The following is a 21590-nucleotide window of genomic DNA, read 5'->3' as shown; positions in this document are numbered from 1 at the left end:
CGAGGACCGGCGACGGCGGGGTGCGCTCCTCCTCGTGCGTCGTGACGTCCGATGACGTCGGTCGGCGGCGCCCCGAGGTCCGCATACCCATGCGGGGCGGGGCATCACACCGATTCATGTCTCGTGCGTTGTGCTACCACACTACAAAGGGGTGGTGACACTCCGCACGTACAGCAAAGGGAGCGGCCCCCTTTCTCGAGGGAACCGCTCCCTTCACGGCGTCTTACTTGGCGCCCGCCGCACCGCGGCGGATGCCGAGGCGGTCGACCAGCGCACGGAAGCGCTGGATGTCCTTCTTGGCGAGGTACTGCAGCAGCCGGCGGCGCTGGCCGACCAGGATGAGCAGACCACGGCGGGAGTGGTGGTCGTGCTTGTGGGTCTTGAGGTGCTCCGTCAGGTCGGAGATCCGACGGGAGAGCAGCGCGACCTGGACCTCGGGGGAGCCGGTGTCGCCCTCCTTGGTACCGAACTCGGAGATGATCTGCTTCTTCACTGCGGCGTCGAGCGACACGCGTACTCCTCATGGTCTGTGAATGGCCACCGAGCGCCCCCGGTCTGCTTCTCGGGGGGTCTTCCATGACTCGGAAGGCGGGGATCCGCTGGGCGCGGCCTCCAGAGCGGGATCGCTCCGGGGGTGCGTACACACACGGCCGTCACTCAGGGTACCAGGGCGTCGACTGCCCCCGGTCCGCTCCCCCGCCGCCGGGCGGACCGGCCTCCGGCCTCCGGCCGCTGACCGCCCAGGCCCGGGCGGTCAGCGCGATGGAACCGTCCGGCCCCCTGGGGACCGCGGCGTCGAGCGCGTCACGCACCCGGTCGCGGCCGGCCGGCGTGAGGGAGGCCAGGTAGCCGGGTGCGGGGCCCTGCCCCGCCAGGAAGGGTTCCCACAGGTCGGCGAAGTCGGTGAAGACCGTGGGCACCTCGATCGGGACGGCGGCCACGTCGACGAGTCCCGCGCCGGTCCACACCTCGGCCAGCCGTTCCGGACGGCAGACGGGGAACCGACGGCCCTCGTCCAGCGCGGCCGCGGACGGGTCCGCCGCGACGGCCGCGTCCCAGAACCGGCGCAGGAATCCCATGCCCTCGCCGTAGTCCCACACGTACGCCGCGACCAGGCCGCCCGGGCGGACCACCCGGGTCATCTCGGCCACCGCCGCGGTGGGCCGGGGAAGGAAGTTCAGTGTCAGGCCGCTGACCACGACGTCCCACGTTCCGCCGGACGCCGGAAGCGACATCGCGTCCGCCACGACGGAGTGCGCCGGGAGGGGGACCGCGGCCCGGGCCGCGGCCACGAACCCCTCGGACCGGTCGACGCCCAGCACCGTCCGGGGCCCGCACCGGGCGGTCACCACCGCCGACAGCGCACCGGTGCCGCATCCCACGTCCAGCCACCGCAGGTCACCGGCGCGGTCGAGCCACACCGCGAACTCCTCCGCCGCGGGACGGCTCCAGCGGCCCATGTACCGCTCGTAGGCGCTCCCGGCCGTCCACACGTCGAACCGCCGTTCCTCCATGACTCGACGATCGCCCGCCGCCGGGGCCTCCGCCACCCCGGCGGGTCGCCCCGCGCGCTACCACACGCCCCGTACCCGGAGCCACTTCGGCCGCTTGGCAGGGGTGAACCAACTACGAAGCGGCCACGGGCGAGTTCAGGGCGGGTACTGTCCGATCCGGTCATCGGTCGGGCGTCCCCCGCGGGGGTGCCCAGTACTGTGACCGTGGATCGTTCGTACGTCACGAGAGGACACCGTTCCGCCATGGCTGATCTGCCGGACCGGGAGCGCGAGACGCCCGAGGAAATCAAGGCGCGCAAGGAGCGCGAGCGGGACGAGCTGTACGCACTGGACATCTCCGGCGTCGAGTGGCATTCCGCTCCGGGTACGGAGGAGCACGAGGAGCGGGTGGAGATCGCCTACCTGCCCGCCGGCGCGGTGGCCATGCGGTCGTCGCTCGATCCGGAGACGGTGCTGCGCTACACGGAGGCGGAGTGGCGCGCCTTCGTCCTGGGCGCGCGGGACGGGGAGTTCGACCTGGAGCCGTCGCCCGGGGAGGCCGCGGCCGCCGAGTGACCGTCGTCGGGGCGGGGACCTGACGTCCTCCGCCCCCGACGACGGTGGCCGACAGGGTGGCCCCGGTCGACGGCACCGGCGCGGCCCCCTTCCCGGCCGTCGTCCGCGGTCCGCGCGTGCGAGGAGGCGGGGGTCCGCCGGGGCCGCCGGACCGCGCCCCCCGGGGCGGACCGCCGCCGTTCGCCCGACGTGCGTGGGGCCGGCCCGGACCGACCGTGATCCCGGCGGAGCACCCGCCACCCGACCGGGCGCCGGGGACCACCGGAAGGCCCGGAGCCCGCAGGTACGCGCCGGAGGGGACGGACTCCTTCTCCGGCTCCTGCCGTTTCGTCACCTTGCTTTCACCTCACGCCCATACGCATGCCGGTCATGCCCGGTTTATGCGTGGATTCCGGGCGACTGCCCCTCGGCCGTGGTCCGTTGTGCCTCCGGGAAGGGCACGGGTGGTGGGTGGGCGGGCCTGCCGTCGCGGGGCGTGTGGTGATTAGGCTGGGAGTGGGCGTGACGCCGGAACCCGTGAACCGGGCGGCGGCGTCCCGGGGGAGAGCGGGGGAAACCGGTGGCGCCGGAGGACCTCACACGACCTCGAGCGGCTTCGGATCACTGCGAAGCACTTCGGACGACAAACACGGTCGCCCCAGCGTGGCATGAGGGTGCACGACCAATCAGGAGGAACTGTGAGCAGCGATCGGGACGGGACGCGCGGGGGCTGGGCGACACCCGGCGATGACCAGCCCGACGCGGAGTCCGCCATCGAGACGACGGGCGAGTTCACCATCGACTACGCGCCGCCGGCCTGGTACACGCAGAACGCTTCGGGGAGTTCGGAGTCAGGGGCGTCGTCCTCTTCCTCCGACTCCTCCGACTCCTCCGGCTCCTCGTCCGCTCCGGCTCCTTCCTCCACTCCCTCCAGCGGGCCCGTTCCGCCGTTGCCCGGACTGACTCCGCCGCCGCACGCGATGGGGTCCGCGGGGCCGTCGTCCCTTCCGGCGCCGCCGCCCGTGCCGGCGCCGGGGGCGCCCTTCACGCCGCCGGCGCCCGCGCCCGCTGCCCCGTTCACGCCGCCCGCCCCCGCGCCCGCTGCCCCGTTCACGCCGCCCGCCCCCGCGCCCGCTGCCCCGTTCACGCCGCCCGCGCCGTCGACGCCGCCGTCCGGGGGTCCTGCCGCCGTGCCGAAGCTGCCGGTGGGAAGCGGGTTCGAGCCGCAGCGTCCGGAGGCGGAGAAGGAGTCCGAGGAGCCGGGCCCGGTCTCCCCTTCCGCGGTGCCGAACATCCCGGTCGGCGGGTTCGGGGCCGACAGCGGTGATCTGGAGAGCGGTGCGACGATGCGCTTCTCCGCCGCCGCGTTGAAGCGGGAGATCGCGGAACGCGAGGCGGAAGCGGAGGCGAATCCGGAGGACGGGGCGGGCGCGGAGGGCGAGGTGCGGCCGGAGCCGTCCGACGGTGAGGACGCGACCGACGACGGCGCCGAGGACACCGCGGAGGACGCGGAGACGTCCGGCAGCCCGGTGGACCCGTCGGACGCGGACGACGCCGAGGAGGCGTCCGGTACGGCCGACGGGCCCGCAGCCGGTGTGGTCTCCGGTTCCGACGACGTCACGGACGGGGACGTGGAAACCGAGGAGTCCGGCTCCCCGGTGACCGGTGCGGAGGACGCGGAGGACGAGGCCGCGCCGGTGGAGCCGGAGGCCGGACCCGAGGACACGGTGTCCGCCGACGACGTGCCGGCGACGGACGCGCCGGCGGCTGCCGGCCCCGAGGACACGGAGCCGGTGGACGACGCGGAGTCCGCCGGTGCGGTGCCCGTGGACGTTCCCCAGGGCGGCGAGCCCCGGCACGCCGTCCCGGCCGCGCCCGTCGGACCGCCCGTCTGGACTCCCCCGGCACCGCGGGACGTGCCTACGGTGCCGCCGGCGTACCCCACCGCCCCGGCGCCGGCCGGCCAGTGGCCCGCCCGGCCGGCGGACACGGACGCACAGCACCGGCCCGCGGCAGCCCAGGACCAGCCGGCCGCCCCTGCCCAGCAACCGCCGTTCCAGCCCCAGGCGCCACAGTCCGCGCCCGCCGCCTGGAACACCCCGGCGCCCCCGGCCCAGCCCGCCGGGTACGGCTTCCCGCCCGCCGGTCCGGCGCCCCAGCAGCCCGCCGGGTACGGCTTCCCGCAGCCGGGGACCGTCCCGACACCGGCTGCGCAGCCCCCCGCACCGCCCCGGCCCGACACCCCGGCCGCCCCGGCGCCCCCGGCCCAGCCCGCCGGGTACGGCTTCCCGCAGCCGGGGGCACAGCAGGCCGGGAGCGCCCCCGCTCCCGCACCGCAGGCCGGGTACGGTCCGCCGCCCCAGCCCGGTGCGGCGGTCCCCCAGCAGCCCCCCGCCCAGCCCCAGCCCCAGCCCGGCACCCCGCCCGTGCCCGGCCCGCAGGCCGGGTACGGCTTCCCGCAGCCGGGGGCCGTCCCGACGCCCCCGGCCCAGCCCGCCGGGTACGGCTTCCCGCAGCCGACGCAGCAGCCCGCCCCGCAGCAGCAACAGCCGCAGCCCGGTGTGCCGCCGCAGCAGCCCGTGGACCCGCGTGCCGGCGCCGCCTGGCCGCAGCCCGTCCAGCACGACCAGCGGCAGCCCACCCATCCCGGTGCGGCGCCCCTCGGTTACACCGCCGCCGTGGAGCTGTCCTCGGACCGGCTGCTCAACAGCAGGAAGCAGAAGCCGAAGAGCAGTCGCCCCGCGGCCGGCGGTTCGCGTTTCAAGCTGGGCGGGAAGAAGGAGGAGGCCGAGCGGCAGCGGAAGCTGGAGCTGATCCGCACGCCGGTGCTGTCCTGCTACCGCATCGCCGTCATCAGCCTCAAGGGCGGCGTCGGCAAGACGACCACCACCACCGCCCTCGGCGCCACCCTCGCCACCGAGCGGCAGGACAAGATCCTCGCGATCGACGCCAACCCGGACGCCGGCACGCTCGGCCGCCGGGTGCGGCGCGAGACCGGGGCCACCATCCGTGACCTCGTGCAGGCGATCCCGTACCTCAACTCGTACATGGACATCCGGCGGTTCACCTCCCAGGCGCCGTCCGGGCTGGAGATCATCGCCAACGACGTCGACCCGGCCGTCTCCACGACCTTCAACGACGAGGACTACCGGCGCGCGATCGACGTGCTCGGCAAGCAGTACCCCATCATCCTCACCGACTCCGGTACGGGACTGCTCTACAGCGCCATGCGCGGGGTGCTGGACCTCGCCGACCAGCTGATCATCATCTCCACGCCGTCCGTGGACGGTGCGAGCAGTGCCAGCACGACGCTGGACTGGCTCTCCGCGCACGGGTACGCGGACCTCGTCTCGCGCTCCCTCACCGTCATCTCGGGTGTGCGCGAGACCGGAAAGATGATCAAGGTCGACGACATCGTGGCGCACTTCCGGACCCGGTGCCGGGGCGTGCTCGTCGTACCGTTCGACGAGCACCTGGCCGCCGGCGCGGAGGTCGACCTCGACATGATGCGGCCGAAGGTGCGGGAGGCCTACTTCAACCTCGCGGCACTGGTCGCCGAGGACTTCGTGCGCCATCAGCAGTCGCACGGCCTGTGGACCTCCGACGGCAACCCGCCGCCGGTCGCCGCCCCGCCGCTGCCGGGCCAGCCCTTCCCCGGACAGCCGCCGAAGCCGGGACAGCCGGTACCCGGACAGCCCGTGCCGGGGCAGCCGTACCCGTACCCCCCGCAACCGCATCCCGGACAGCACCACCCGCACCCGGGACAGCCCCCGGTGCAGCCCGGGCAGCCGTACCCGCAGGTCCCGGGCCAGGCCCCGGGTCAGGGCCAGGCCCCGGGACAGCCCTATCCTCCGCACCCCGGTCAGCAGTAGGACACCGCGTCCGTCCCGCACGCGAGAGCGGCCCCTCCTCCGAGGGGCCGCTCTCGCGTGCGGGGCCGAAACCCGTCGTCAGCCTCTGGCCAGCAGCGCTTCAGTGGTCTCGACCAATGGGCGCGGATCGTTTGTCAACTCGTTGTTTCCGCAGGCCACATGGGGTGTTCGCGCCGTTGACGCCCGCAGTGGCCGCTGATAGACACACTCAGCACTCATCTGATCCGACCCATCCTTCCCGTGCGAGCGATGACGCGAGGTCAGCGACCATGGACACGAACGATCAGTACGGCGGCCACCACCGCGCCCCGGGCCGCACCCGGCTCGTCCTGGCGGCCGGCACCGCCGCGCTCACCCTCAGCGCCGGGCTCGCCACCCCGCTCAACCCGGCGCCGCCGCAGGCCCGGGCGGCCGACGACGGCAAGCAGGTGCTGACCGTCGCGGTGGCGCAGAGCGTCGACTCGCTCAGTCCGTTCCTGGCGGTGCGGCTGCTCAGTACGAGCATCCACCGGCTCACCTACGAGTACCTGACGAACTACGACCCCGAGGACAACCACGTCGTCCCGGGCCTGGCCACCGCGTGGAAGCCGTCGCCGGACAAGCTGACCTGGACCTACACCATCCGCTCCGACTCCCGCTGGTCGGACGGCGAGCGGGCCACCGCCGAGGACGCCGCCTGGACGTTCAACACGATGATGACGGACCCCGGCGCGGCCACCGCGAACGGCAGCTTCGTCGCCAACTTCGAGAAGGTCACCGCGCCGAGCCCCACCCGGCTGGTCATCAGGCTGAAGAAGCCGCAGGCCACGATGACGGCGCTGGACGTGCCGATCGTGCCCAAGCACGTGTGGGAGAAGGTCGACGACTACACGAAGTTCAACAACGACAAGGACTTCCCGGTCGTCGGCAACGGGCCGTTCGTCCTCACCGACTACAAGGCCGACAGCTACGTGCGGCTGAAGGCCAACAGGAGTTTCTGGCGCGGGGCGCCCAAGTTCGACGAGCTCGTCTTCCGCTACTACAAGGACCAGGACGCGGCGGTGTCGGCACTGCGCAAGGGCGAGGTGTCCTTCGTCGCCGGGTCGCCGTCCCTGACGCCCGCCCAGGCCGACTCGCTGAAGGGCGAGAAGGACATCCGGGTCAACGACGCGCCGGGACGCCGCTTCTACGCCCTCGCCGCCAACCCGGGCGCCAGGGCGAGGAACGGCGAGAAAATGGGTGACGGGCACCCCTCGCTGCTCGACCGGCGGGTGCGCAACGCGCTGTTCAGGGCGGTGGACCGGAAGACCATCATCGACAAGGTGTTCCAGGGCTACGCCGTGGAGGGCGCCGGCTACATCCCGCCGCGTTTCCCGCAGTACTTCTGGGAGCCGTCGGCCGACCAGGAGCTGGCGTACGACCCGGCGGAGGCGGCCCGGCTGCTCGACGAGGCCGGGTACCGGAAGAACGGCGAGGGCAAGCGGGTCGGCGAGGACGGCAGGCCGATCGACTACCGCGTGCTGTGCCACGCCACCGACCCGAACGACAAGGCGATCGGCCAGTACCTCGAGGAGTGGTGGGGCGACCTCGGCATCGGGGTCACGCTCGACTGCCTGGACAACGTGACCGATCCCTGGCTCGCCGGCGAGTACGACCTCGCCTTCGACGGCTGGTCGGTCAACCCGGACCCCGACTTCGTGCTGTCCATCCACACCTGCGCGGCGCTCCCGGCGACCCCGGAGGAGACCGGCGCGACCGACAACTTCATCTGCGACAGGACGTACGACGAGCTGTACGCCCGGCAGCTCGCCGAGTACGACGCCGACGAGCGGGCGGACATCGTCAAGCGGATGGAGTCACGGCTGTACGACCTCGGGTACATGAACGTCATGGCGTATCCGAACGCGGTCGAGGCGTACCGCACGGACCAGATCGAGTCGATCACCACCATGCCGGCGAAGGCGGGCAACATCTACGGCCAGGACGGCTACTGGAGCTGGTGGTCGGCGGTGCCGGCGGACTCCGGTGACACGGACGGGGACGCCTCGTCGGCGGGCGTGGTCCTCGGGATCGTCGCGGGTGTCGTCGTCCTCGCGGGCCTGGGGGCGTTCCTGGCGCTGCGGCGACGGGCCACGGCCGAGGACCGCGAGTAGGCGGCGAGCGGGTGCCCATGACCTCCGACGCGACATCCGCATCCGCCGGCGGGCGCACCGGTACCGCCGCCGGTCCGCCGAAGGACGGGCCGCCGGCGGCCGGCAGTCGTGCCCCCGCCGCCTACCCCCGGTACGTGGCGGGCAGGGTGGCCGGCGCGGCCGTGTCCCTCCTCGCCGTCCTCGTCACCGGCTTCTTCGTCTTCCGGATGATCCCCGGCGACCCGGTGAAGTTCATGACCGGCGGCCGTCAGGTGTCGGCCGAGCAACTGGCCGCCTACCGGGAGCAGTTCGGGCTGGACCTGCCGCTGTGGCAGCAGTTCGCCGACTACTGCGGCAAGGCGCTCACCGGTGATCTGGGGACGTCGTACCAGTTCAACGCGCCCGTGCTCGACAAGATCACGGAGGCGTTGCCGAACACGCTGCTGCTCACCGGTACCGCCTTCGTGCTGTACACGGTGCTCGGCGTCGTCCTCGGCACCCGGTCGGCGTGGCGGCACGGGCGGTTCGGGGACCGGTTCCACACCGGGCTGGCACTGGTCCTCTACTCCCTGCCGTCGTTCTGGCTGGGACTGCTGCTGATCGTCACGCTGTCGGTGGGCATCGGCCCGCTGCCCGGGCTGTTCCCGACCGGTGGCATGGAGTCGGGCGGCGAGGAGGGCTTCGCGTACGTCGTGGACGTGGCGCACCACCTCGTGCTGCCGGTGGTGACGCTGGTGGCCGTGGAGTACGGGCAGACCCTGCTGGTGACCCGGTCGGCGCTGCTGGACGAGATGGGCAGCGACTACCTGACCACCGCGCGGGCCAAGGGGCTGCGCGACGACCTGGTACGGCGTCGGCACGCGGTGCCCAACGCGCTGCTGCCGACCGTGACACTGATCTTCATCAACCTCGGACGGACGGTGGCCGGTGTGATCCTGGTGGAGACGGTCTTCTCCTGGCCGGGCCTCGGCGGGCTGTTCTACCAGGCGCTGAGCGTGCCCGATCTGCCGTTGGTGCAGGGGCTGTTCTTCGTGTTCGCCGCCGCGGTCATCGTGATGAACACGCTCGCCGATCTGCTCTATCCGCTGTTCGATCCCCGGGTGGGCCGATGACGACCGGGAAGGGGCGGGCCACACGCCCCCGCGCCCTGGCGTGGCAGCGGCGCCGGACCTCGGCGGCGCGTTTCTGGCGGCGGTACCGCACGCACCGGGCCGGCGTCCTCGGTCTGGTCACGCTCACGCTGTTCGTGCTGCTCGCCCTGGCCGCTCCGCTGATCGTCGGCTCCGACGTGGACGACGTGACCGACGCGCCGGGCAGCCCGCTGGAGCGCCCGAGCGGTGAACTGCCCCTCGGGGCGGACCGGTTCGGGCGGAACCTGCTCGGCCTGGTGATCTGGGGCGCACGGGTGTCACTGCTGGTGGGGCTGCTCGCGGCGGTGCTGTCGGTGGTGATCGGCATGGTGATCGGGGTGACGGCGGGGCACTTCAGGGGCTGGTACGCCACCGTGGTGATGCGGATCACCGACTGGTTCCTGGTGATGCCGACCCTGGTGCTGGCGATCGCGCTGGCCACGGTGATGTCCCGCTCGTTGCTGACCGTCGTCGTGGCGATCGGGGTGACGACCTGGCCGACGACGGCCCGGCTGGTGCGGGCGCAGACGCTGGCGGTGGAGGCCCGGCCGTACATCGAGCGGGCGCGGGCGCTCGGCGGCGGGCACTGGCACGTCATGTCCCGGCACGTGCTGCCCAATGTGATGCCGCTGGTGCTGGCGCAGACGACGCTGATCATCTCCTCGGCGATCCTGGCGGAGGCGACACTGGCCTTCCTCGGGCTCGGCGATCCGACGGTGGTGTCGTGGGGCGGACTGCTCCAGGACGCCCGGGAGGCGGGTGCGGTCAGCGCCGGGCACTGGTGGTACCTGGTACCGCCGGGCATCGCCATCGCCGTGGTGGCGCTGGCGTTCACGCTGTGCGGACGGGCCGTGGAGTCCGTCCTCAACCCCAGGCTGGGGGTGTCCCGTTGAGCCTGCTCGACGTCAGGGGGCTGACGGTCACGTACGCGGACGGGGCGGCCGCCGTGCGCGGGGTGGACCTGCGGCTGGAGACGGGCCGCACGCTGGGGATCGCCGGGGAGTCGGGCTGCGGCAAGTCCACCCTGGCGCTGGCACTGCTGCGGCTGCTGCCGGCCGGGACCCGGGTGGACGGCGAGGTCCTGCTGGACGGCGAGGACGTGCTGACCATGAGGTGGGGACGGGTCCGGGCGGTCCGGTGGGCCGGGGCGTCCATCGTGTTCCAGGGGGCGATGCACTCCCTCAACCCCGTGCGGCGCATCGGTGACCAGATCGCCGAGCCGGTCCTGCTGCACCGGCGGGCGACCCCGGCCGGGGCGCGGAAGAGGACCGGGGAACTGCTGGAGCAGGTCGGTCTTCCGGCCGCCCGCGCGGCCGCCTACCCGCACGAACTCTCCGGCGGCCAGCGGCAGCGCGTCATGATCGCCATGGCGCTGGCCTGCGATCCGCGGCTGATCATCGCCGACGAGCCGACGACCGCGCTGGACGTGATGATCCAGGCACAGATCCTGCGGCTGATCGAGCACCTGGTCGCGGACCAGGACGTCGGGCTGATCATGATCAGCCACGATCTGGCGGTGCTCGCCGGCACCTGCGACCGGCTCGCGGTGATGTACGCGGGCCGGGTGGTCGAGGAGGGTCCGGCGGGTGAGGTGTACGAGGCCGCCCGCCATCCCTACGCCCAGGCGCTGTCGGCCGCGTTCCCGCGCGTCGGGGATCCGGCGTCGCGCTTCGCACCGCGTGGTCTGCCGGGTGATCCGCCGGATCCGGCGGCGCTGCCGTCGGGCTGCACGTTCCACCCGCGGTGCCCGGTGGCACTGGACGCCTGTGCCACGGAGGACCAACCGCTCCGGAGCGCGGGCCCGGACCGGCGGGCGGCGTGCGTGCGGGTCACCGCGCAGGACACGGCGCCCGACGCGTCGGGTCCCCGCCCCGGTACGGCGACCGGCGACCCGGACGCCACGGAGGAAACGAGGCCCGGCACCCCATGAACCCTTCCGTCTCCCCCCTCCTCAGCGCCCAGGGCGTGCGCGTCGCCTTCCCGGGCCGGCCCGGCGCCCCCGGCGCCCGGGCCGTGGACGGTGTCCACCTGGACATCCGTCCCGGTGAGATCGTCGCCCTGGTCGGCGAGTCGGGCTGCGGCAAGACGACACTGGCCCGCGCCCTGCTGGGCCTGGTCGAACCGACCGCGGGCCGGGTCGTCTTCGACGGACGGCCGCTGGAGTACTCCGGCCGCTCCCTGAAGGCGCACCGCAGGCGCGTGCAGCTGGTGCTGCAGGACCCGAGCGGCTCGCTCAACCCGCGGCACACGGTGTACGACGCGGTGGCCGAGGGACTGCGCATCCACGGTCACGGCGGTGACGAGCGCGCCCTGGTCGCCGACGCCCTGTCCCGGGCCGGGCTGCGCCCGCCGGAGCGCTTCTTCCTGCGCCATCCGCACGAGCTGTCCGGCGGTCAGCGGCAGCGCGTGGTGATCGCGGGCGCGCTGGTGCTGGAACCCGAACTCCTCGTCGCCGACGAGCCGGTGGCCTCCCTCGACGCGTCCGTACGCGGGGAGATCCTGGCCCTGCTGCTGCGGTTGCGCGCCGAGCTGGGCCTGTCCGCGCTGGTGGTCACGCACGATCTGGGGCTGGCCTGGAACATCGCCGACCGGGTCGCGGTGATGTACCTGGGCCGGATCGTGGAGACCGGGCCGGTGGAGCAGGTCCTGACGGCGCCCCGGCACCCGTACACCCGGGCCCTGCTGTCGGTCCTCCCCGAGGCACCGGGCGAGCCGGTGGTCCTCACGGGCGAGCCCCCGGACCCGTCCCGCGTCCCGTCCGGCTGCCGGTTCCACGTCCGCTGCCAGATCCTGGCGGGCGGCGAGGCGGACCGGGCGGGGGTGGCGGAGGCGTGCCGGGGCCGGGACCCGGGGATCCTCGACGGGGACGGTGCGGCCCGGGTGGCGTGCCACTGGGCGCGCGCCGGGAAGAGCTGACGGGCCGTCGTCACGTTTTCGCCTGCCCGGCGGAGGTACGCCGACGGGGCCTACGGCTTCCCGGCCGCGGCCACGAGCTGCCTGCAGCGCTCGACGTCCTCGGCCATCTGCTCCAGCAGCGCCTCGAGCGTGTCGAACCTCGCCTGGCCGCGCACGAAGGCCAGGAAGTCGACGGCGACGTGGAGGCCGTACAGGTCGAGGCCCACGCGGTCGATGGCGTACGCCTCGACGGTGCGCTCGGTGCCGTCGAACTGGGGGTTGGTGCCGACGGAGATCGCGGCCGGCATGGCCTCGCCCTGGGCGTGCAGCCAGCCGGCGTAGACACCGTCGGCGGGGATCGCGGTGTGCGGGAGCGTCTCGACGTTGGCGGTGGGGAAACCCAGGTCGCGGCCGCGCTGGGCGCCCCGGACGACGACGCCCTCCACCCGGTGCGGGCGGCCCAGGATCTCGGCGGCGCCCCCGACCTCGCCCTCGGCGACCAGGCGGCGGGTGAGCGTGGAGGAGAACGGCTCGCCGCCGCCCGCCTCACCGCTCACGTACAGGTCGACGACCTCGACGTCGAAGTCGTAGACCTCGCCCTGCTCGGCGAGGAACTCCACGTTGCCCGCGGCCCGGTGGCCGAAGCGGAAGTTGGGGCCCTCGACGACCGCCCTGGCGTGCAGCTTGTCGACCAGGACCTTGACCACGAAGTCGGCGGCGGACAGCTTCGAGAACTCGGTGGTGAAGGGGAGGATCAGGACCGCGTCGACGCCCAGCTCGGCCATGAGTTCGGCGCGCCGGTGGTGCGGGGCGAGCAGCGGGGGGTGGCTGCCGGGGCGGACGACCTCGCTGGGGTGCGGGTCGAAGGTGACGACGACGGCGGGGACGCCGAGGTCCCGGGCACGGTCCACGGCATGCCGGATGATCAGCTGATGCCCCCGGTGGACTCCGTCGTAGGAGCCGATGGTGACGACGCTGCGCCCCCAGTCCTGGGGGATGTCCTCCAAGCCACGCCAGCGCTGCACTGTGCCTGCTCCTTGTCGAAACCTTGTCGAACGGACCGGATCCGTGGACTTCTCCGCGCAGGTCTAAGGGTGCCATGCCGCGTGCCGGGGGCTCGCATCGGCATGGGGGCTGTGTGACGGGGCGCACGCGCCGGCCGGGGTCAGACGGGGGCTCCCGCGCCGGCCGGGTCCCCGATCGTCCGGCGGGTGGCGGGTCCGATGAGCGCGGCCCACTCGCGCGGGGCGTCCGTCAGCCAGCCGGCCACGGCGGCGGCGAAGCCCGGCACGTGGCGGCCCAGGTCGGCCAGGCAGCGGTCGAAGCGGGCGGCACCCTCCGCGGTGCGCGCGAGGAGCAGCCCGGTGCGGTGGACGAGGACGCGCGGTTCGGGGCCGGTGTTCCGGGCCGCGGCGCGCAGCACCGCCTCCAGGACGGCGGGGTCGGACTCGCGGGCGAGCAGGGTGTCCAGCAGCTCGCGGCGCAACGGGCGGGAGGCGGGTGTCCCGGGGCCGGCGAGGATGCCGGCGAGGGCCAGCCGGAGGGGTGGCGGGCCGCCGTCGAGCAGGCCGGTGAGCAGGCTCCTCAGCACGGCACGGGCGGCCGGACCCCGCTCCAGCCGCCCGTCGGCGTACGCGGCCACGTCTCCGGCCAGCTCCGGGCGCCGCTGCACCGCCTCCCGCACGAGCGCGGCCACCGGACGGGCCAGGGCGGGCGGGGCGGCGTCGGCGAGGGCACGGAACACCTCGCCCGCGCCGGCCCCGTCGAGCCCGGCCCGGAAGGCGTCGAGGACGGGCCCCGGGTGGGTGTCGAGGGCGGGGGTGAGCGCGCTCGGCGGGAGGTGGGGGGCGCCGGCCGCGAAGTGCTCCAGGGCCCGCGGGAGGTGGCGGTCCCTGCTGTCCGGGTCGCGGACCAGCAGGGCGAGGGCGCCGCCGTGCAGCCCGCGGTCGGCGGTGCGGACGAGGACGGCGAGCGCGGCGTACCTCAGCAGGGTGCGGTCGGTGTCGTCACGCGCGTACGGTGCGACCCGCAGCCCGTGGGCGATCGCCGCGGCCCGGCGGGCGGGCCGTTCGTCCTTCGCCCACCGGTCGACGGCCCTGCAGATCGCCGCGGGCTCCTCCTCCGCCAGCGCGGCGAGCAGTTGGCCGGCCCGCCGGTGCCCGCTGTCGGCGAGCGCCTCCGTCAGCGCGTCCGGGGCGGCGTGCCGGTGGGTGTGCAGCAGCGCCTGCGCGGCGGTCGCCACGGTCGCGTGCGGGGTGGCGGGCAGCGGCCGCTCGTCCTCGAACCAGCGGATCAGGTACGGGAGGACGGCGACGGGGTCGGCGGCGAGCAGCCGGGCGGCGGCGTCGAGGAAGCGGGGCTCGTCCTCGCACGGGGGGCCGTCGGCGTGGACGAGCCGGCGCAGCAGTGCGCACCGTGTCCCCGACGGCAGCCGGAGAGCGTCCCAGAAGGCGGGCCCCAGCTCCGGCGGCACGTCCCGCCGCTGCTCCCGCCAGGCCACGAGACGGTCGGCCAGCAGCCGCAGCACGTCCGTGTACGGCGTCGCGTCGGCCACCCGCGCGAGGGTTCCGCCGAGCAGCCGGGCGGCCCACCAGGAGCCGGGATCGGCGTCGAGGGCGTGCACCAGGTCCGTGAGCCGGGAGGAGAGCCGCCGGCTGTCGTACCGCCGTGCGAGGAACAGCAGGGCCTCGATGACGACACCGATGCGGTGGTGCGGGACGGGGGCGGTGGGAGGGGCGGCTTCGGGGACGGGGGCGGCCCGGTGGCGGGCCGGTGGGAGAGGGAGGCCGGCCGCGGACGGCGCCGGGCGTCCTGCGGCCGTCCCGGTCGGGAGGGGAGGGGCGTGGGCGGCCCGGTAGTCGGCGTCGGCGACGGCCCAGGGATCGGGACCGGCGACGGTCCAGGGGTCGAGGGCGACGGCGGGCGGAGCAGGACGGCCGGCCGCCGGACAGCGGGAGGGGGCCCTCGACGGCGTCCCGACCGCCGGGAGCGGCCCGGGCGGACCGCACGGCACGGCGCCCACCGGTCCCACCGGTCCGGCGCCCGGGCGCCGGAGGAGCGCCCTCCGCGGCACTCCCGCCACCGGTGGCGGGCCGGGAGCCGTCCTCGGCCGCGGGACGCGGGGGGCGGACGGCGCGGGCGGTGGCGGGGGCCGTGGCAGGAGCGGTGTGGACCAGGGCGTGCAGGGCGTCGTCCACGTCGAGGTGGGCGCCCTGGAGCCAGTCGGCCAGCTCCTGGTCCGCGAACCGGTAGCAGGCCGTCCCGGCCGGGACGAAGAGGCCCTCGGCGAGTACGGCCGAGGCCCAGCCGGTGCCGCCGCCGAGCCGGCCGGGGGCGGGCCCCGGGGGGAACACCGCGTCGAACGCCTTCCGGTCCAGCCCGCCGTGACCGGTGCCGAGGCTGCGCCGGGCGGCCTCGTGCACCCGTCCGGCGACCCTGGCGGCGAGCCGGCGCACGGCGGTGCCGCGCGTCCCGTTCCCGTCGGCGAGGCGGACGGCGATCCGCAGGCACGTCAGGGCCAGGTGGGCCGAGAAGACGTCGTCCCGGTCGACGGGGACCTCGGCGGTGGTGTCGGGGAGGGCGGCCCGGACCTCCGCGAGCATCCGCAGGGTCAGGGGGTGGCGGGCGTCGGCGTCGGCCACCGCGCCCTCGGGGACGCCGTGGCGGACCCGCGCCTCCCGGGCCTCCTCGGCGGTGAGGTCGCCGAGGGGCACGCGGACGGAGGGGGCGTCGGGGCGCGGCCGCCCCTGCGGGAACCCCGCCTCCTCCCAGTACTCGGCCCGGCACGCCACCACCAGCCGGGCTCCCGTCGCCCGCAGCCACCGCACGGTCCCGGCGGCCCACTCGGCCGGCCCGGGGAGCGCGGCCTCCTCGGGATCGTCGAGGAGCAGCAGCAGGGGGTGGCCGGCCGTGCGGGCGAACCGGGCCAGGCGCTCCGGGCCCACGTCGCCGAGGGCGTCCGGGGCGGCCGGGAACGGAGCGCGGGAGGCCCCGACGACGACGGCGGCCCGCTCCAGTGCCCGGCGGGCGGCGTCCGCGACCGATCCGTCGCCCTCGGCCAGATCGGCACCGCGCAGCCGGAGCGTGGGCCGGCCCGCGCGGTGCCGGCGGGCGGCGAGCGCCGCGAGCTGCGTCGTACGACCGCTGCCGGGGGGTCCGACCAGGCCCAGCACGGCGGCCTCGCCCCGCTCGAAGGCGGCGAGCGCCGCGCGTACGGCGGGCCGGTCGACGGGTTCCACGGCTCCGGCCGGCCCGTCCCCTCCGGCCGCGGCGGCCGTGAGCTCCACCAGCCCGGCGAGGTTGAGATCGGCTCCGTGGGCCGGGACCGTCGCCGCGTTCACGGCGAGCAGCTCGGCGAGCGGGCCCCCGGCGGAGGCCGGCGCGGGCAGGGGTACGGCGAAGCTCCCGTCGCGGCCGGCCGGGCGCAGCGCGGTGCCGAGGACGCCGAGCACGGTGCCCGTGACGGCGTCGAGCACCGGGCCGCCGGCGCCGCCGCCGCCCAGCCGCAGCGCGTCCCGGCCCGCGGTGCCGACCGCCAGTTCCAGGGCATGGTCGAGGAGGTACGCGCGGTCGGTGGTGGTGTAGGTCACGGCGTCCGCGCCCAGCACGCGCGCCTCGCGCCAGCCTCCGGCGGCGATCCGCACGTAGGTGCCGGGCCGGACGTCGCGCCGCGTGGTGACCGGCAGCGGTGCCACGCCGAGTCCTTCGCCGCGGACGAGGGCCAGGCCGAGCGCGGGCAGCGGGGTCACCGCCTCCGCGGTCACCACGCACCGGCGGCCGGCCGCCGCGTGCAGCACGAGCCGTGGCAGCCCGTCGACCGCCTCGTGGCTGGTGATCACCGTGCCGTGGCGATCGGCCACGAAGCCGGTGCCGCGCGGCCGGCCGGCGAGGTCGTGCAGCCGGACCAGGACCTCGGACGGGTCCGGGGCGTCGTCCGGGGTCTCCCGCTCATGGCGGGGTCGGTAGGGGGACGGCATCGTCGAAGCCTCCCGTCGCGCATCCGTGCCCTCGGCTGCGACAGTAGGGCCGGGATGATCAGCGGGACAGATCCGTCGGTGAACGCGCCCCCTTCCGCTCCCCCGCTTCACTCCGAGCGCCCGCGCGTACGGGTGAACAGGCGGGGGTGGATGGATACACCCTGGGGTGGGGGAACCGAGGGGGACCGTGGAGCGGCGTCACGTCCATCCCGTGACGCCGCTCCACGGGCGGATCCCCCGGAGCGTCAGCCGAAGACGGCCAGGCTCCTGGCCTTGCCCCGCTGGTCCTCGACCAGCGCCAGGAACCGGTTCTCGGGGCCGAACACGGCCACGGCTCCGGAGCCGGCGTACTCCTCGGGCATCTCCAGGCGCACCCCGTTGGTGAGCAGCCTGGCCCGCCGGCCGTCGACGTCCCAGCGCGGGAACGCGGCCGTGGCGGCCTCGGCGATCGGCATCACCGTCAGCTCCTGCTGGTGCTGGTCCAGGGTCTTCGCGGAGTCCAGCTTGTACGGACCGACGCGGGTGCGGCGCAGCGCGGTGAGGTGTCCGCCGACGCCCAGGCCGGCGCCCAGGTCGCGGGCGAGGGCGCGGATGTAGGTGCCGGAGGAGCAGACGACCGACACCACCAGGTCGAGCACCGGGGTGCCGTCCTCGGCGACCGCCTCCCGGACGTCGTACACGGAGAACGAGGAGACGGTGACCGGCCGGGCGGGGATCTCGAACTCCTCGCCCTCCCGGGCCCGCTTGTAGGAGCGCACCCCGTTGATCTTGATGGCGCTGACCTTGGACGGCACCTGCATGATGTCGCCGGTCAGCGCGGCGACACCGGCGTCGACGGCCTCGCGGGTGACCGCGGAGGCGTCGGTGGAGGAGGTGATCTCCCCCTCGGCGTCGTCGGTGAGGGTGTTCTGCCCGAGCCGGATGGTGCCGAGGTACTCCTTCTCGGTCAGCGCGAGGTGGCCGAGGAGTTTGGTCGCCCTCTCGACGCCGAGGACGAGGACGCCCGTCGCCATCGGGTCGAGGGTGCCGGCGTGGCCGACGCGCCGGGTGCGGGCGATGCCGCGCATCTTGGCGACCACGTCGTGCGAAGTGAAGCCCGACGGCTTGTCGACGATGACAAGGCCGTCGGGCGTGGTGTGCTTCCGGTTCATTCGGCGGTGTCGTCCGTCTCGTCGTCGTCCGGCTTGCGGTACGGGTCGGCATCGCCGGCGTACGTGGCGCCCGCTGATACCTCGCGCACCTTCGCGTCGGACTGGCGCGCCTTGTCGAGGAGGTCCTCGATGGTGCGCGCCGTGTCCGGGAGCGCGTCCATGACGAAGGTCAGGGTCGGGGTGAACTTCACGCCCGCCGCCCGGCCCACCTCGGAGCGCAGGACGCCCTTGGCGCTCTCCAGGCCCGCCGCGGCGGCCTTGCGCTCCTCGTCGTCCCCGTACACCGTGTAGAAGACGGTCGCCTCCCTGAGGTCACCCGTGACCCGGGTGTCCGTGATGGTGACGTGCGAGCCGAGCCGCGGGTCCTTGATCCCGCGCTGCAGCTTCTGGGCCACCACCTCTCGGATGAGGTCCGCCAGCCTTTTCGCCCGCGCGTTGTCGGCCACTGGTCCGTCTCCCGTTCTTTCCTGTCTGCGTGTCTCTGGGCTGTGGTCGTCAGTCGTCTTCGCCGTGGAAGCGCCGCCTGACGGACAGCAGCTCCACCTCCGGGCGTCCGGCGACCAGCCGCTCGCAGCGGTCCAGTACGTCGGTCAGGTGCCCCGCGTCGCCGGACACCACGGCCAGGCCGATGACGGCCCGGCGATGGAGGTCCATGTGATCCACCTCGGCCGCGCTCACCGCGTACTTGCGCTGGAGCTCGGCGACGATCGGGCGGACGACGGAGCGCTTCTCCTTCAGCGAATGTACGTCGCCGAGGAGGAGGTCGAAGGACAGCGTCCCCACATACATGTGTGCAACCGGTTCACCCGCCGGCACGGGATCGGTGGCCCCGCCGTCCGTGGTGGGCGGGGACATCAGAACCGTACCCCGAAGGGGAGGGGGTGATCGACGGATATTGCGTCCGCCGACCGCGCCGCGGCGCCCCGCGCACACACGCGCCGGCCGGCGGGACCCGGGTGGGTCCCGCCGGCCGGTGTGCACCGGGGGGTGTTACGCCCGCGGCTTCTCGCGCATCTCGTACGTCGCGATGACGTCGTCGACCTTGATGTCGTTGAAGTTTCCGAGGTTGATACCGCCCTCGTAGCCTTCGCGGATCTCGGTGACGTCGTCCTTGAAGCGACGCAGACCCTCGATGTTGAGGTTCTCCGCGACGACCTTGCCGTCGCGCAGCAGGCGCGCCTTGGTGTTGCGCCTGACCTCGCCGGAGCGGATGAGCACACCCGCGATGTTGCCCAGCTTGGACGAGCGGAAGACCTCGCGGATCTCCGCCGTGCCGAGCTCGACCTCTTCGTACTCCGGCTTGAGCATGCCCTTGAGGGCCGCCTCGATCTCCTCGATCGCCTGGTAGATGACCGAGTAGTACCGGACGTCCACGCCCTCGCGCTCGGCCATCTGCGCGGCACGCCCGGCGGCACGCACGTTGAAGCCGATCACGATGGCGTCGGAGCCCATCGCCAGGTCGATGTCGGACTCCGTGACCGCACCGACGCCGCGGTGCAGGACGCGGATGTCGACCTCTTCGCCGACGTCCAGCTGGAGCAGCGAGGACTCGAGCGCCTCGACGGAACCGGAAGCGTCACCCTTGATGATCAGGTTCAGCTGCTGGATCTCGCCGGCCTTGAGCACCTTGTCCAGGTCCTCCAGGGACACGCGGCGCGTGCGCTTGGCGAACGCGGCGTTGCGCTCGCGGGCGGCGCGCTTCTCGGCGATCTGACGGGCCGTACGGTCCTCGTCCACGACGATGAAGTTGTCGCCCGCACCCGGGACGTTGGTCAGGCCCAGGACCTGGACCGGCGTCGACGGGCCCGCCTCGGCGACGTTGTTGCCGTTGTCGTCGAGCATGGCGCGCACGCGGCCGTAGGCGTCGCCCACCACCATCGTGTCGCCGACCCGCAGCGTGCCCCGCTGGACGAGGACGGTCGCCACGGCACCGCGGCCGCGGTCGAGCCGGGACTCGATCGAGATGCCCTGCGCGTCCTGCGTGGGGTTGGCCCGCAGGTCGAGCGAGGCGTCCGCGGTGAGGATGACGGCCTCGAGGAGGCTGTCGATGTGCAGACCCTGCTTGGCGGAGATGTCGACGAACATGGTGTCGCCGCCGTACTCCTCGGCCACCAGGCCGTACTCGGTCAGCTGACCGCGCACCTTGGTCGGGTCCGCGCCCTCGACGTCGATCTTGTTGACCGCGACGACGATCGGGACGTCGGCCGCCTTGGCGTGGTTGAGCGCCTCGACCGTCTGCGGCATGACGCCGTCGTTGGCCGCGACGACCAGGATCGCGATGTCGGTCGAGCGCGCACCGCGGGCACGCATGGCGGTGAACGCCTCGTGACCCGGGGTGTCGATGAAGGTGATCTTGCGCTCTTCTTCGTTGACCTCGGTCGCGACCTGGTAGGCACCGATGTGCTGGGTGATGCCGCCGGCCTCGCCCGCGATGACGTTCGTCTTGCGGATGGCGTCGAGGAGGCGGGTCTTTCCGTGGTCGACGTGACCCATGACGGTGACGACCGGCGGACGGACCACCAGGTCCTCCTCGTCGCCCTCGTCCTCGCCGAACTCCAGGTCGAAGGACTCGAGCAGCTCGCGGTCCTCCTCCTCCGGGCTGACGATCTGAACGGTGTAGTTCATCTCGTCCGCGAGGAGCTGGAGCGTCTCGTCGGAGACGGACTGGGTCGCGGTGACCATCTCGCCGAGGTTCATCATGACCGCGACGAGCGACGCCGGGTTGGCGTTGATCTTCTCCGCGAAGTCGGTGAGCGAGGCACCGCGCGACAGGCGAATGGCCTCGCCGTTGCCGCGGGGCAGCATCACGCCGCCGACCGACGGGGCCTGCATGGCCTCGTACTCCTGGCGCCTCTGCCGCTTCGACTTGCGGCCGCGACGCGCGGGACCGCCGGGACGGCCGAAGGCGCCCTGCGTGCCACCACGGCCACCGGGGCCGCCGGGACGGCCGCCGAAGCCGGGACGGCCGCCGCCGCCACCGAAGCCGCCGCCACCACCGGGACGACCGGCGAAACCGCCGCCGCCACCGGGACGACCGGCACCGCCGCCACCACCGGGACGACCGGCGAAACCGCCGCCGCCACCGGGACGACCGGCACCGCCGGGACGGCCCGCACCGCCCGGACCACGGCCGCCGGGGCCGCCACCGGGACGCGGACCCGCAGCGGGACGCTGCGGCATCATGCCGGGGTTGGGACGCGGACCGCCGGGACGGGGACCGCCCTGCGGACGGGGCATCGAGCCCGGGGTCGGGCGCTGCCCGCCCGGAGCCTGCGGACGCGGACCGCCGCCCTGGCCACCGGGGGCCTGCGGACGGGGACCGGCACCGCCGGCACCACCGGGACCGCCCGGGCCGGGACGCGCGCCCTGCGGGCGCGGAGCCTGCGGACGGGCCATGCCGGTCGAGC

The 21590-nt window shown here is 74.3% G+C and carries 15 protein-coding genes and 1 pseudogene; 7 read left to right on the top strand and 9 right to left on the bottom strand.

Annotation, left to right across the window (positions count from 1 at the left end):
- Window positions 1-223 precede the first annotated feature (223 nt).
- Both rpsO and ABTY20_RS26455 read right to left on the bottom strand, forming a co-directional pair.
- Window positions 224-511, bottom strand: a complete 288-nt coding sequence (gene rpsO / locus ABTY20_RS26460) for a 30S ribosomal protein S15 (protein WP_004924725.1) — start codon at window positions 509-511, stop codon at window positions 224-226.
- 142 nt (window positions 512-653) lie between these two features.
- On the bottom strand, window positions 654-1514 hold the full coding sequence (locus ABTY20_RS26455; RefSeq protein ID WP_351999556.1) for a class I SAM-dependent methyltransferase: 861 nt from the start codon (window positions 1512-1514) through the stop codon (window positions 654-656).
- A 243-nt stretch (window positions 1515-1757) separates the two neighbouring features.
- Here ABTY20_RS26455 and ABTY20_RS26450 point away from each other — a divergent pair, with 243 nt between their 5' ends.
- From ABTY20_RS26450 to ABTY20_RS26420, 7 genes are all read left to right on the top strand, one after another.
- Entirely contained in the window at window positions 1758-2069 is a 312-nt protein-coding gene (locus ABTY20_RS26450) for a DUF397 domain-containing protein (RefSeq protein ID WP_351999555.1), read from the top strand.
- 677 nt (window positions 2070-2746) lie between these two features.
- Window positions 2747-5920, top strand: a complete 3174-nt coding sequence (locus ABTY20_RS26445) for an SCO5717 family growth-regulating ATPase (protein ID WP_351999554.1) — start codon at window positions 2747-2749, stop codon at window positions 5918-5920.
- 269 nt (window positions 5921-6189) lie between these two features.
- Entirely contained in the window at window positions 6190-8052 is a 1863-nt protein-coding gene (locus ABTY20_RS26440; protein ID WP_351999553.1) for an ABC transporter substrate-binding protein, read from the top strand.
- Between the two features lie 17 nt (window positions 8053-8069).
- Complete coding sequence (locus ABTY20_RS26435) at window positions 8070-9143, top strand: ABC transporter permease (protein ID WP_351999552.1); 1074 nt, start codon at window positions 8070-8072, stop codon at window positions 9141-9143.
- Window positions 9140-10054 carry an ABC transporter permease gene (locus ABTY20_RS26430; RefSeq protein ID WP_351999551.1) on the top strand — a complete coding sequence of 305 codons (915 nt, stop codon included), beginning with the start codon at window positions 9140-9142 and terminating at the stop codon, window positions 10052-10054. Before ABTY20_RS26435 ends, ABTY20_RS26430 begins: the two co-directional genes overlap by 4 nt.
- Window positions 10051-11091, top strand: coding sequence for an ABC transporter ATP-binding protein (locus tag ABTY20_RS26425; protein WP_351999550.1), 1041 nt, complete (start codon window positions 10051-10053; stop codon window positions 11089-11091). The genes ABTY20_RS26430 and ABTY20_RS26425 overlap by 4 nt, the downstream gene beginning before the upstream one ends.
- Window positions 11088-12077: an ABC transporter ATP-binding protein gene (locus tag ABTY20_RS26420; protein WP_351999549.1), complete on the top strand. Its 990-nt coding sequence runs from the start codon at window positions 11088-11090 to the stop codon at window positions 12075-12077. Before ABTY20_RS26425 ends, ABTY20_RS26420 begins: the two co-directional genes overlap by 4 nt.
- 50 nt (window positions 12078-12127) lie before the next feature.
- Here ABTY20_RS26420 and ABTY20_RS26415 read toward each other — a convergent pair whose 3' ends face one another.
- The 7 genes and pseudogenes from ABTY20_RS26415 to infB form a co-directional block, all read right to left on the bottom strand.
- The gene (locus tag ABTY20_RS26415; RefSeq protein WP_351999548.1) at window positions 12128-13081 is read right to left on the bottom strand and encodes a bifunctional riboflavin kinase/FAD synthetase; all 954 of its coding nucleotides are present in this window, start codon (window positions 13079-13081) and stop codon (window positions 12128-12130) included.
- A 140-nt stretch (window positions 13082-13221) separates the two neighbouring features.
- Window positions 13222-15078, bottom strand: coding sequence for a hypothetical protein (locus tag ABTY20_RS35420; protein WP_502991889.1), 1857 nt, complete (start codon window positions 15076-15078; stop codon window positions 13222-13224).
- A gap of 145 nt (window positions 15079-15223) precedes the next feature.
- A pseudogene (locus ABTY20_RS35415) lies at window positions 15224-17032 on the bottom strand (trypsin-like peptidase domain-containing protein); the annotation flags it as partial.
- Between the two features lie 245 nt (window positions 17033-17277).
- The gene (gene truB / locus ABTY20_RS26405) at window positions 17278-18183 is read right to left on the bottom strand and encodes a tRNA pseudouridine(55) synthase TruB (protein WP_351999547.1); all 906 of its coding nucleotides are present in this window, start codon (window positions 18181-18183) and stop codon (window positions 17278-17280) included.
- Window positions 18180-18629 carry a 30S ribosome-binding factor RbfA gene (gene rbfA, locus ABTY20_RS26400; RefSeq protein ID WP_351999546.1) on the bottom strand — a complete coding sequence of 150 codons (450 nt, stop codon included), beginning with the start codon at window positions 18627-18629 and terminating at the stop codon, window positions 18180-18182. The genes truB and rbfA overlap by 4 nt, the downstream gene beginning before the upstream one ends.
- A 49-nt stretch (window positions 18630-18678) precedes the next feature.
- Window positions 18679-18972 carry a DUF503 domain-containing protein gene (locus tag ABTY20_RS26395; RefSeq protein WP_351999545.1) on the bottom strand — a complete coding sequence of 98 codons (294 nt, stop codon included), beginning with the start codon at window positions 18970-18972 and terminating at the stop codon, window positions 18679-18681.
- Between the two features lie 201 nt (window positions 18973-19173).
- On the bottom strand, window positions 19174-21590 hold a 2417-nt coding region (infB, locus tag ABTY20_RS26390; RefSeq protein ID WP_351999544.1), incomplete at its 5' end, for a translation initiation factor IF-2.

It is taken from the genome of Streptomyces sp. NPDC126497, from assembly GCF_040302425.1.
Classification (GTDB): Bacteria; Actinomycetota; Actinomycetes; order Streptomycetales; family Streptomycetaceae; genus Streptomyces.
The sequence above is the reverse complement of the archived record's forward strand: the minus strand, read 5'-3'. Positions and strand labels throughout refer to the sequence as shown.

What these genes read in the sequence shown, in the direction of transcription:
- ABTY20_RS26395 (WP_351999545.1), bottom strand. Translation starts at nt 18,972, where the DNA reads ATGTATGTGGGGACGCTGTCCTTCGACCTCCTCCTCGGCGACGTACAT.
- ABTY20_RS26435 (WP_351999552.1), top strand. Translation starts at nt 8,070, where the DNA reads ATGACCTCCGACGCGACATCCGCATCCGCCGGCGGGCGCACCGGTACC.
- ABTY20_RS26420 (WP_351999549.1), top strand. Translation starts at nt 11,088, where the DNA reads ATGAACCCTTCCGTCTCCCCCCTCCTCAGCGCCCAGGGCGTGCGCGTC.
- ABTY20_RS26430 (WP_351999551.1), top strand. Translation starts at nt 9,140, where the DNA reads ATGACGACCGGGAAGGGGCGGGCCACACGCCCCCGCGCCCTGGCGTGG.
- ABTY20_RS26450 (WP_351999555.1), top strand. Translation starts at nt 1,758, where the DNA reads ATGGCTGATCTGCCGGACCGGGAGCGCGAGACGCCCGAGGAAATCAAG.
- ABTY20_RS26455 (WP_351999556.1), bottom strand. Translation starts at nt 1,514, where the DNA reads ATGGAGGAACGGCGGTTCGACGTGTGGACGGCCGGGAGCGCCTACGAG.
- truB (WP_351999547.1), bottom strand. Translation starts at nt 18,183, where the DNA reads ATGAACCGGAAGCACACCACGCCCGACGGCCTTGTCATCGTCGACAAG.
- ABTY20_RS26440 (WP_351999553.1), top strand. Translation starts at nt 6,190, where the DNA reads ATGGACACGAACGATCAGTACGGCGGCCACCACCGCGCCCCGGGCCGC.